The organism is Streptomyces sp. NPDC016469, assembly GCF_040632905.1.
GTDB lineage: Bacteria > Actinomycetota > Actinomycetes > Streptomycetales > Streptomycetaceae > Streptomyces.
Genome location: NZ_JBEYCQ010000065.1, coordinates 1 through 10,553 on the forward strand (window position 1 = coordinate 1; position 10,553 = coordinate 10,553).

The window sequence follows — 10,553 nt, forward strand, 5'->3', positions numbered from 1 at the left end:
TGGATCTTCGTCGCGTGCGCCTCGCCCAGCGCCCCGCCGAAGATCCGGAAGTCGTGCGCGTACACGAAGACCGTCCGGCCCTCGACCGTGCCCCAACCGGTGACCACACCGTCGGTGTACGGCTTCTTCGCCTCCAGGCCGAAACCCGTCGCCCGGTGCCGCCGCAGCTGCTCCACCTCGTGGAACGAACCCGGGTCGAACAGAAGCTCGATGCGCTCGCGCGCCGTCAGCTTGCCCTTCGCGTGCTGCGCCTCGGTCGCCGCTGGTGCTCCCTCGACGGCCTCCTGGCAAATGCGCGTCAGCTCGCCGATCCGCTCATGCATCGACATGACCAACTCCTTCGGGTGTCAGCCCCTTTTCGCGGTCCGGTGTTCAGGCGGTCCCGCGGGCGACGTAGTCGCAGAGGGCGGTGAGGGCGGTGCGTGCGGGAAGCGGCGGCAGCCCGGCGAGGCAGGCGCGGGCGCGGGCCAGCCGCCCGCGCAGCAGCGCCTCGGCCTCCGCCGTCGCCGGTGAGCGGCGGAACAGCTCCAGGGCGCGGCGGTGATCGGCGGGCCGGACCGGGGAGCCGTCGGAGAGCAGCGCGCGCAGCTCGGCGTCGGCCGCGTCGTCGCCCGCCCGCGCCAGCAGGACGGGCAGGCTGTCCACACCGGCCAGTAGGTCCATGCCCTGCGGCTTTCCGGTCAGGGTGGCCGGGGAGTCCAGGTCGAGCAGGTCGTCGGCGATCTGGAAGGCGATGCCGAGCTGTTCCCCGTACTCGGTCAGCGCCGCCACGTGCGGGGCGGGCGCGCCGGACTGGAGGGCGCCGAGCCCCAGGCACATGGCCATCAGCGCGGCCGTCTTGCCCTCGGCCACCCGGAAGTAGTGCGCCACGGGGTCCTCGCCGTCGGCGGGCCCGGTGAGTTCGCCGAGCTGTCCCGACACGAGCCGGGCCGCCGTCCGGGCGTTGAGTTCGATCGCTCCGGGGACGAGGGCCGCGGCGAGCCGGGCGGCGCGGGCGAGGAGCCAGTCGCCGCCGAGGACGGCGGTCCGGTCGCCCCAGCGTGCGTTGGCGCTCGCCACTCCGTGCCGGGTGGCGGCCCCGTCCATGACGTCGTCGTGGTGGAGCGAGGAGAGGTGGACCAGTTCCGCGATGACGGCGGCCCGGCCTACGCCGTCCCGCCAGGGGTCGCCGAACTCGGCACCGAGCAGGACCAGCAGCGGGCGGAGACGCTTTCCGCCGGCTGCCGCCAGATGGCCGGTGAGTGCGGCGATCCGTGGGTCGGGGGCGTCGTGGACGCAGTCCTGGAGCTCTTTCTCGGCGACGGCCAGTGCCTCATTCATCGCGGACTCGAACTCCGGTTCGCCCAGACCGAGTCGCCCGAGAATTCCGGACGACGGAAACGGCACGGATATCGGAGCCTCGTACATCAGTTTTGCACTCACGAGGAAACCCCTCGGTCGCACCGGCGGTGACGGTGTCATTCGGCGAATATCGCCTTCACCGTGCCCCCGCCACCACTCCCCGGCAAGGCAAATGACATGAAGGTGACACGAGGTGTGCGACACCCCGGACGGAAGGGAATTGTCAGCTTCCTGCCAACTCCCCCGGCGTCGTCCCGCACCCCGAAAGGCCCCGTTACGCTCTCGTGCACATCACTGGGTTTGCCGGGAAAGGGCGAGGAATTGCGTATTCGATTCATCATGACCGCGGTGGCGGCGGCCGGGCTGCTCTCCCTGTCGGCGGTGCCGGCGACGGCTGCCGCCGGCGGCGCGGGACAGGCGGCGGACGGGCCCGGCCAGGAGTGCGCCTCGGTGCGGCTCTCGGGTTCTCTGCCCGCCCCGCCGCCCGGCATGGCCGTGGAGCAGCAGGTCACCATAGGCGCCGACTGCGCACCTCACCTGGGCCCCGCCCGGCTGGTGGCCGCCGCCGGCACGGACACGGCCGGCCGGACGGTGGCCCCGGCGGCCGGTGTCCGGCAGCTGGAGAGCTGGTCCGAGATGTACGACTGCTGCAACATCCGGATGACCGGCCTCTACACGACGTCGTCCTGGGAGACCGACGGCCACCGTGTCGTCACCGCGTCGACCACGGCACGGCAGGAATGGAACCGGGAACCCTGGGACGCGGGCTGGTCGCTGGAGTCGTCGGGAAAGACCGTCGATTGCGTCAGCGACTGCGCCGCTTCACACAACGAGGCCCGTGCCGCGTTCTCGTACAAGGGCATTTTCGACGCCACCGGTGACTGGTACGCGAACGAGCACCGTTCCTTTGTGGACCTGAATGCGGACGGTACGGCGTCCTGCCGTTTCGAGGTGGATCTGAAGCACACCTTCGTCGGCTGGAATCTGCGGCGCGGCTGCTCCTGAGAACCGGCCCGGCGACGTGAGCCGCGGAAGGCGTGGCAGCAACCTGACATCCCCCGGGATGTACGGGTGCGGTCTCCCTACACTCGCGCAGAAGGCTCTCCCCCACCAGAAATCCGCAGAAGGAGTCCCATGTTCGGAGGGATCGGGCGGCTGGCCGTTCGCCGCCCCTGGCTCACCATCCTCGCCTGGATCGTCGTCGCCGTGGCGCTGGGCTTCGCCGCCCCGCAGCTGAAGCCCACCAGCGACCAGGCGGACTTCCTGCCCTCCTCGTACGAATCCGTGCAGGTCAGCCGGCTTCAGGAGAAGGTGTTCCCGCAGCAGGAGACACCGGCTGCGGTGGTGGTGTTCCAGCGGTCCGACGAGGGCAAGCTGACCGCCGCCGACCGGGCCGACCTGCGCGAGGTGGTGTCGGGGCTCCAGGACAGAGGGTTCGACAAGATCAAGTCCGTGAAGACGGACGCCGGTTCGGTCTCGCCCAACGGCCGGATCGCCCTGGCCGGGATTGTCGCCACGGTCGACGACCCGTACAACGCCGACGTGACCGAGTCCGTGAAGGACATCAGGTCCGCTCTCAAGAAGCTGCTGACCGGGACGGAGCTGACGGCGGGCACCACGGGCCCAGCCGCCACCGCGCTGGACTCGCAGGAGTCGGCCGGTGACACGGACGCCATGATCATGCAGGCGACCCTGCTCCTGATCATCGTGCTGCTGCTGATCATCTTCCGCAGCCCGCTGATCGCCGTCCTTCCCGTCCTGATCATCGGGCTCACGTTCATGGTCGCGACCGGGCTGATCTCCACCGCCGTGGAGGTCGGCGGACTGCAGGCCGACAGCTCGATCACCGCGATCCTGATCGTCGTCCTGTTCGGTGTCGGCACCGACTACATCCTCTTCCTGCTGTTCCGGTACCGGGAGCTGCTGCGGGAGGGCCACGACCCGAAACCCGCCATGAGCGAGGCCGTCGGCCGGGTCGGCGAGACCATCGCCTCGGCGGCCGGCGCGGTGATCGTCGCCTTCCTCGCCCTCCTGCTGTCCAGCCTCGGGATGCTGCGCGCCATGGGCCCCGCCCTGGCGATCTCGGTGGCGGTCACGCTGGCCGCCGCGCTGACCCTGGTCCCCGCGGTCTTCTCGCTGCTCGGCCGCAAGGCGTTCTGGCCGTCGAAGCCCTGGCGCACACAGCCCCGGCACCGTTTCGCCGCCCGCGCCGGTGCGCTCACCGCACGGCGTCCCGGTCTCGTCGCCGCGCTCTCGGGCGGGCTGCTGGCGGCCCTGGCCGTCGGCGTGTTCAGCTTCAACCCGGCTTTCGACAGCGAGAGTTCCCTGCCCAAGGACCTGGAGTCCGTGCGCGCCGGCCAGGACATGCAGCGCGGTTTCGCCGCCGGGCAGACCGATCCCAGCTGGGTGCTCCTCGAATCGGAGGACGGCGGCCGGCTCCACCGGGCCGACCTGGACACGTACCGACGGGATCTGGCGGCGGCCGGATTCGGGGAGGTCTCCCCCGCCGTCGTCAGCCCGAAGGGCGACGTCGCCCAGTTCGGGGTGGTGCTCAAGGTGAAGCCCGCGAGCGACCGCGCCATCGAGCTGGCCTCGGGGCCGCTGCGCGACACCGCGCACCGGGCGGCCCCGGACGGCAGCAGGGCGCTCGTCGGCGGCACCTCGGCGGTCCTCGCCGACATCCAGCACGCCACGAACCGGGACTACTCGGTGGTCTTCCCGGTCGCCGGGATCGCGATCATGGTCATCCTCGGGCTGCTGCTGCGCAGCGTCGTGGCGCCCTGGTACCTGATGCTCGCGGTGGGCCTCGGCTTCGGCGCGACGCTGGGCTCCACGGTGTGGCTGTTCCAGGACATCAGGGGTGAGCAGGGCCTGCTGTTCACGCTGCCGGTGATCGTGTACCTCTTCGTCGTCGCCATCGGCACCGACTACAACATCCTCATGGTGGCGCGGCTGCGCGAGGAGACCGGGCGCGGCCGGAGTCCGGCGGAGGCCGTGCGCGAGGCGGTCACGCGTACCGCCTCCACCGTCGGGGCGGCGGCCTTCATCCTCGCCGGGACCTTCGGTGTGCTCCTGCTGGCCGAGAACAGCATGCTGCAGCAGATGGGCTTCGCCGTGGCGTTCGGCATCCTGCTGACCGCCTTCGTCATGGCCCTGCTGCTGGTGCCCGCCGTGACGACCCTGCTGGGCCGCCGCGCCTGGTGGCCGGGCGGCCGGGACTCCTCCGCCGGCGGAGGCGCCCGACCGGACGGAACAGCGCCTCCGGAGCCAAACGAACCGGTGGACGCCGTTGCCGGGTCCACAACTTGACGATTCGTCACTCCGGTGTCCCGGCACCTCCGCACCGCCCGTCAGGGCGGTGCGGAGGTGCCGGGCTTTGCCTCGTTGTGCCGCATACAAGAAGATTGGCAGTCTGACGCCCATGACCACTGAAGTCACCGACGAGCCCCGCCGCACGGCGGTGCTGTCCACTCCGCCTCCGTCCCGGTGGATCCGCTGGACGGCCCACGCCGTCCCGCTGATCGCCCTGCCGTCCTCGCTGTGGCGCCTGGCCATGACCGTCGGGGTGCCGGTCGGTTACAGCGACGCGGTCCTGCGCGACGACTACGGTCTGCCCGGCAGCGGCTATCTCGTCCTGCCCCTCATCACACTGTTCCAGGAGCTGGCGGCCCTCCTCACGCTCGGCCTGGTCAGCAACTGGGGCCTGGTCGCCCCGCGTTGGCTGCCCTTCATCGGGGGCCGGCCCGTCCGTACCTGGGCGGCCGTCGTGCCCGCCGCCCTCGGGGCGGTGATCCTGACGGTGGTGACGATCAGCCAGTACCTGGTGTGGGACGAGGTCGACAGCGGCAGCCTCGACGCCACCCACCGCGCCCTGATGGGCTGGTGCTACGCGCCGCTACTGCTCTGGGGCCCGCTGCTGGGCGTCGTCACCGTCTCGTACTACCTGCGGCGAAGGCGTCAGCGATGAACACGGCGGTGCTCGTCCTGCTGGCCGCGCTCTCCCTCACGGTGCTGCTCACCGGACTCGCCTCCGGCGCCCGGCGGCTGCTGGGCATCGAGATCGGCAAGGGCCGCGCCGCGCTCACCGCGGCCGTCGGCCTGACCGCCGGCACCGTCGTGGGGTTGCCCCTGCGCGATGTGCAGCCGCTGGCCCTGCTCACCCTGGAGATCGGTGTCTCGCTGCTGGTGGCCATGGTCTTCCTGGCCGCGACCGAGGTGCTGATCCCGTCCGGCACCGTGCGCGGTCTGGTGGGCTTCCCGAAGGCGGTGCGCCGCCGGTTCGCCCGGACCCGGCGTTACGCGCGGCTGAGCCGGATCTTCGTACGGCACGGGCTGGGGCGCTTCCTCACCGGCGGTTCCCGCCGCGCGCCCGCCGAACGGGCCGTCCTCGCGCCGTCCCTGCGGCTCGCCCTGGAGGAGGCCGGGGTGACGTTCGTGAAGCTCGGCCAGGTCATGTCCACGCGTTACGACCTGCTGCCGCAGGAGTTCATCGACGAACTCAGCACCTTGCAGGACCGGGCGACCCCCGAACCGTGGGAGTCCACGGCCCAGGTGCTCCACGAGGAGCTGGGCGCGCCCCCCGCCGAGGTGTTCGCGGAGTTCGATCCCGAGCCGGTCGCGGCCGGTTCGATCGCCCAGGTGCACCGCGCCCGGCTGCACAGCGGGGAGCAGGTCGCCGTCAAGGTGCAGCGGGCGACGGCGCGAGCGATCGTCGCGGACGACCTGGACATCCTCTACCGGTTCGCCTCGAAGCTGGAGCACCACACCGACTGGGGCCGCAGCGTGGGCGCCGAAGCACTCGCCGAGGGGTTCGCCACCTCGCTGCACGAGGAGCTGGACTTCCGGATCGAGGCCCGCAACACCCTGTCGGTGGCGGCCGCCATCGAGCAGTCGACGGGCGACTCCGTGATCAAGGTTCCCGAGGTCCACCTCGACCTCACCAGCCGGCGGGTCCTGGTCACCGAGTGGATGGAGGGCGTCCCGCTGCACAGCGTCGGGGACGTCCTCGACGACGGCGGCCCGGGCCGGGAGGCGCTGGCCCAGGCGATGCTGGAATGCCTGCTCGGGCAGATCATGACCAGCGGGGTCTTCCACGCCGATCCGCACCCCGGCAATCTCCTGCTGCTCCCGGACGGGCACCTGGGGATGCTCGACTTCGGCGCGGTCGGACGGATCGACCGGTCGCTGCGCTCCACCCTGCGCGGGATGCTGCTCGCCCTGCACCGAGGCGATCCCGCCGGCCTCTCCGACGCGCTGCTGGAGCTGGTGGACCACCCGGAGCGGGTCGACGAACGGAGGCTGGAACGGGCCCTCGGCCGCTTCCTGGCCCGGCACTTCGCGCCCGGGATCAAACCGGACCGGGAGATGTTCGCCGACCTCTTCACGATCGTGGCCCGGCACGGGATCACGGTGCCGCCGGAGATAGCGGCCGTGTTCCGGGCCCTGGCCACCATGGAAGGCTCCCTGGAGCGGCTGGTCCCCGGCTTCGACATCGTCAGCCAGGCCCGTTCCTTCGCTGTCACCCAGCACCTGCGGAAGCTGCGGCCCGAGACGCTGGGGCGCTCGGTGACCGAGGAGCTGCTCTCCATGGTGCCGATGCTGCGCCGGCTGCCGCGCCGGATCGAACGGATCGGCAGCGCCATCGAGGGCGGGCAGCTCACGGTCGGCGTGAGGATGTTCCAGGACCCGGAGGACCGCAAATTCCTGCGTTCGCTGGTGCACGACGTGCTGCTGGCGTTCCTGGGCGGAGTGATAGGCCTGGTCGGCGTGCAGCTGCTGCGTACCGGCGGCGGTCCCCGGATCAGCGAGGGACTGGGGCTCTTCGAGCTGTTCGGCTACAACCTCCTGCTCATCAGCTGTGTCCTGGTGCTGCGGGTGCTGTTCATGATGATCAGCCCGCGGCGCTGACGGCCGGGGTCCGGCCGTCAGCGCTGGGCGGCCGCCTTCTGGTACGCGCGTCCCGCGAGCGGCACGACCACGACGATCAGCAGGACGAGGACGCCCAGCGCCGCCGGGACGGGGTGCTCCGAGGGGAACGCCCCGCTCGCCGGCCCGCGTTCGTTGCCGAACAGGTCCCGGCTCGCGGAGACGACCGCGCTCACCGGGTTCCACTCGGCGACGGCCCGCATCCAGCCCGGGAGCCCGTCCAGCGGCACGAACGCGTTGGACAGGAACGCGAGCGGCATCATGATGACGCCGGACACCGCGCTCACCGTCTCCGCGTTGCGCAGCACGAGCCCGAGCAGGGCGCCCAGCCACGACATGGCGAACCCCATCAGCAGGAGCAGCCCGAAGCCGGCCAGCGTCTTGAGCACGCCGTTGTGCGCGCGCCAGCCGATGAGGTAGCCGACCAGGGCCATCACGGCGCAGGTCCAGGCGACGAGCATGCCGTCCGCCACGGTCCGTCCCACCAGCACGGAGGAGCGGGAGATGGGCAGGGCGCGGAACCGGTCCACCAGCCCGTTGTCGAGGTCGCCGACCACGCCGACGGCGGTCGTGGTGATGTTGGCGAGCATCACCTGCGCGAAGATGCCGGCCATGATGTATTCCTTGTAGCCGCCGTCCCCGGGCACCTGCATGGCGCTGCCGAAGAGGTAGCCGAAGACGATGACGAACGCCACCGGCATCACGGTGATGCCGATCAGCTGTTCCGGCATCCGGCGGATGTGCCGCATCTGGCGGCCCACGAGTGCGAACGAATCGCTGATGGCCTCGGTCATGCCGGCTGCTTCTCCTTGGTCGTGGTCGATGCGGTGGCGGGGGCCGGTTCCGAACCGGCCTCGGTGCGGCCCTGTCCGCCGGTCAGGGCGAGGAACACGTCGTCGAGCGAGGACCGGCGCACGGCGAAGTCCTCGGGTTCGATGCCGAGCCGTTGCAGGCCGCTCGCGGCCCCGGCGATGGTGGCGACACCGCCGGTCAGCGGCACGGAGACGGTGCGGGCGTCGCGGTCCGTCACCGGTTCCCCGGGCGAGATCTCCGCCAGCGTGCGGGCGACGGCCTCCAGATCGGCGACGGACGCCACCGACACCTCGAGGCGTTCACCGCCGACCTTGCGCTTGAGCTGGTCGGGGGTGCCTTCGGCGATCACCGTGCCCCGGTCGATGACCGCGATGCGGTCGGCCAGCTGGTCGGCCTCCTCCAGGTACTGCGTGGTCAGCAGTACGGTGACGCCCTCGGCCACCTGGTCCCGGATCATCTGCCAGAGCGTCATCCGGCTGGTGAGGTCGAGACCGGTCGTCGGTTCGTCGAGGAAGAGCACGGGCGGCCGGCCGACCAGGCTCGCCGCGAGGTCGAGGCGGCGGCGCATCCCGCCGGAGTACGTCTTCGCCGGCCGGTCGGCGGCGTCCAGCAGCGCGAACCGGTCGAGCAGTTCGTGCGCCCTGGCCTTCGCGCCGCGCCGCCCGAGGTGCAGGAGCACCCCGATCAGCTGGAGGTTCTCCCGCCCGGTGAGCCGCTCGTCCACCGCCGCGTACTGCCCGGCCAGACCGATGTGGCCGCGCACCTCGCGGGCCTGGGTGGCCAGGTCGTAGCCGGCCACGGTGGCACGCCCCTCGTCGGGTTCGAGGAGCGTGGCGAGTATGCGTACGGTGGTGGTCTTGCCCGCACCGTTGGGCCCGAGGACCCCGAGGATCGTCCCCGCGGGGACCTCCAGATCGATGCCGCTCAGGGCCTGGTGGTCGCCGTAGCGCTTACGGAGACCCTCTGCGGATATCGCCGTTTCCATGACGGTCGCTCCTTCTGTTCGGCTGTCGTGGACAGCGGGAAGTGGGTGTTCAGGCACCGGGAGCCGCGTGCGGGGCGGCCAGCCGCTCCAGGAGGACGCGGCCGATCTCCGCCGCGGGTTCCGGCTGGAGCAGGTGTCCGTGGTGCGCGTGCACCGGGTGGGTGGCGATGTCGCCCGTCACGTGCGGGCGCCACGCGGCGACCGAGTCCGCCGTCTTCCCGGCGGGGTCGTCGGTCCCGACCGTGGAGACGAACAGCAGCAGCTCGCCCTCGAAGCGCCGGGGCCGGTACCGGGCGCTCAGCTCGTGGTTGTTGATGCCGACCTTCATGAAGGCGGTGATGTTCTCCTCCTCCAGGCTCCCGAGCGCGCTGTCCCGGCCACGGATGATCTCCATCACCCGCCGGTGTTCCAGGGGCCCTTCGGGCAGCTCCGCCAGGTCGTAGCCGACGAAGTCGAGCAGGGTTTCGAGTACGTCCCGCTCCGTGGGCAGGGCGTAGTCGTCGTCCTCCCACGAGGCGTCGTACGGTGTCTGGTCCAGGTTCGCCAGGAGGGCCACCCTCTCCCCCGCCTCGGTCAGCAGCGTGGCGGTCTCGTGGGCCACCAGGGCACCGAAGGACCAGCCGACGAGGTGGTAGGGGCCGGCGGGCTGGACCCGACGGATCTGCTCCACGTAGTCGGCCGCCATCTCCTCGACGCTCGTCGCGATCGGCTCCTTGCCGTCGAGGCCCCGGGCCTGGAGCCCGTACAGCGGGTACTCGGCGCTGACGGCCTTCAGCAGGGACGAGTACGGCCAGCTGAGCCCGCCGGCGCCGTGGACGCAGAAGAGCGGCGCGCGGTCGCCGCCGGTGCGCAGCGGCAGCAGCACTTCGAAGCCGTCGCTGTCCGTACCGGTGCCGAGCTTGTCGCTCAGCTGCGCCACGGTCGGCGTCTCGAAGATGCCCCGGTTGCTCAGCTTGACGCCGAGCACCGAGCGGATCCGGCTGACCAGCTGGATGGACGTGATGCTGTCGCCGCCCAGCTCGAAGAAGCTGTCGTCGATGCCCACCCCGTCCACCTTGAGCACATCCGCGAAGAGCCCGCAGAGCACCTCTTCCTGGACGGACCGGGGTCCGCGCCCGGCGTCGGGCAGTTCGGGGCCCGGCGCGGGAAGCGCTTTACGGTCGAGCTTGCCGTTGACGGTCAGCGGGAGGGCGTCCAGCTGGACGAAGGCGGACGGCACCATGTAGTCCGGCAGTGCGGCGGCCACATGGGCCCGGACGGCAGGGGTGTCCAGATCGCCGGTGGCCGGTACGACGTAGGCCACGAGGCGCTTGATGCCGGGCCGGTCCTCGCGTACGACGACGGCGACCCGGCCCACGCTCTCATGACGGGCGAGGACGGTTTCGATCTCGCCCAGCTCGATGCGGAAACCACGCACCTTCACCTGGTCGTCGGAACGGCCCAGGTACTCCAGCTCACCGGTCCGGGACCAGCGCACCACGTCACCCGT

9 protein-coding genes are annotated in these 10,553 nt (G+C 71.2%); 4 read left to right on the plus strand and 5 right to left on the minus strand.

Annotated features, from left to right (window positions below):
- Together ABZ565_RS34850 and ABZ565_RS34855 are read right to left on the minus strand one after the other, a co-directional pair.
- On the minus strand, positions 1-329 hold a 329-nt coding region (locus ABZ565_RS34850), incomplete at its 3' end, for a carboxyl transferase domain-containing protein (RefSeq protein WP_361036219.1).
- A 43-nt stretch (positions 330-372) separates the two neighbouring features.
- Positions 373-1,422, minus strand: a complete 1,050-nt coding sequence (locus ABZ565_RS34855; protein WP_361036222.1) for a polyprenyl synthetase family protein — start codon at positions 1,420-1,422, stop codon at positions 373-375.
- 258 nt (positions 1,423-1,680) lie between these two features.
- Between ABZ565_RS34855 and ABZ565_RS34860 the strand changes: the two genes are divergently transcribed.
- The 4 genes from ABZ565_RS34860 (at position 1,681) to ABZ565_RS34875 (ending at position 7,248) form a co-directional block, all read left to right on the plus strand.
- Entirely contained in the window at positions 1,681-2,346 is a 666-nt protein-coding gene (locus ABZ565_RS34860) for a hypothetical protein (protein ID WP_361036225.1), read from the plus strand.
- Positions 2,347-2,475: 129 nt separating this feature from the next.
- Positions 2,476-4,650: an MMPL family transporter gene (locus tag ABZ565_RS34865; protein ID WP_361036228.1), complete on the plus strand. Its 2,175-nt coding sequence runs from the start codon at positions 2,476-2,478 to the stop codon at positions 4,648-4,650.
- A 112-nt stretch (positions 4,651-4,762) separates the two neighbouring features.
- Positions 4,763-5,308 (plus strand): hypothetical protein, encoded by a 546-nt coding sequence (locus tag ABZ565_RS34870; protein WP_361036231.1) that lies wholly within the window; start codon positions 4,763-4,765, stop codon positions 5,306-5,308.
- Entirely contained in the window at positions 5,305-7,248 is a 1,944-nt protein-coding gene (locus tag ABZ565_RS34875; RefSeq protein WP_361036233.1) for an AarF/UbiB family protein, read from the plus strand. Before ABZ565_RS34870 ends, ABZ565_RS34875 begins: the two co-directional genes overlap by 4 nt.
- Before the next feature lie 17 nt (positions 7,249-7,265).
- On the opposite strand, the gene ABZ565_RS34880 is transcribed toward ABZ565_RS34875, so the two are convergent.
- The 3 genes from ABZ565_RS34880 to ABZ565_RS34890 form a co-directional block, all read right to left on the minus strand.
- Positions 7,266-8,060 carry an ABC transporter permease gene (locus tag ABZ565_RS34880; protein ID WP_361036236.1) on the minus strand — a complete coding sequence of 265 codons (795 nt, stop codon included), beginning with the start codon at positions 8,058-8,060 and terminating at the stop codon, positions 7,266-7,268.
- Positions 8,057-9,064, minus strand: a complete 1,008-nt coding sequence (locus ABZ565_RS34885; RefSeq protein WP_361036239.1) for an ATP-binding cassette domain-containing protein — start codon at positions 9,062-9,064, stop codon at positions 8,057-8,059. Before ABZ565_RS34885 ends, ABZ565_RS34880 begins: the two co-directional genes overlap by 4 nt.
- A 49-nt stretch (positions 9,065-9,113) precedes the next feature.
- Positions 9,114-10,553: alpha/beta fold hydrolase (locus ABZ565_RS34890; RefSeq protein WP_361036242.1), on the minus strand; the 1,440-nt coding region annotated here is incomplete at its 5' end.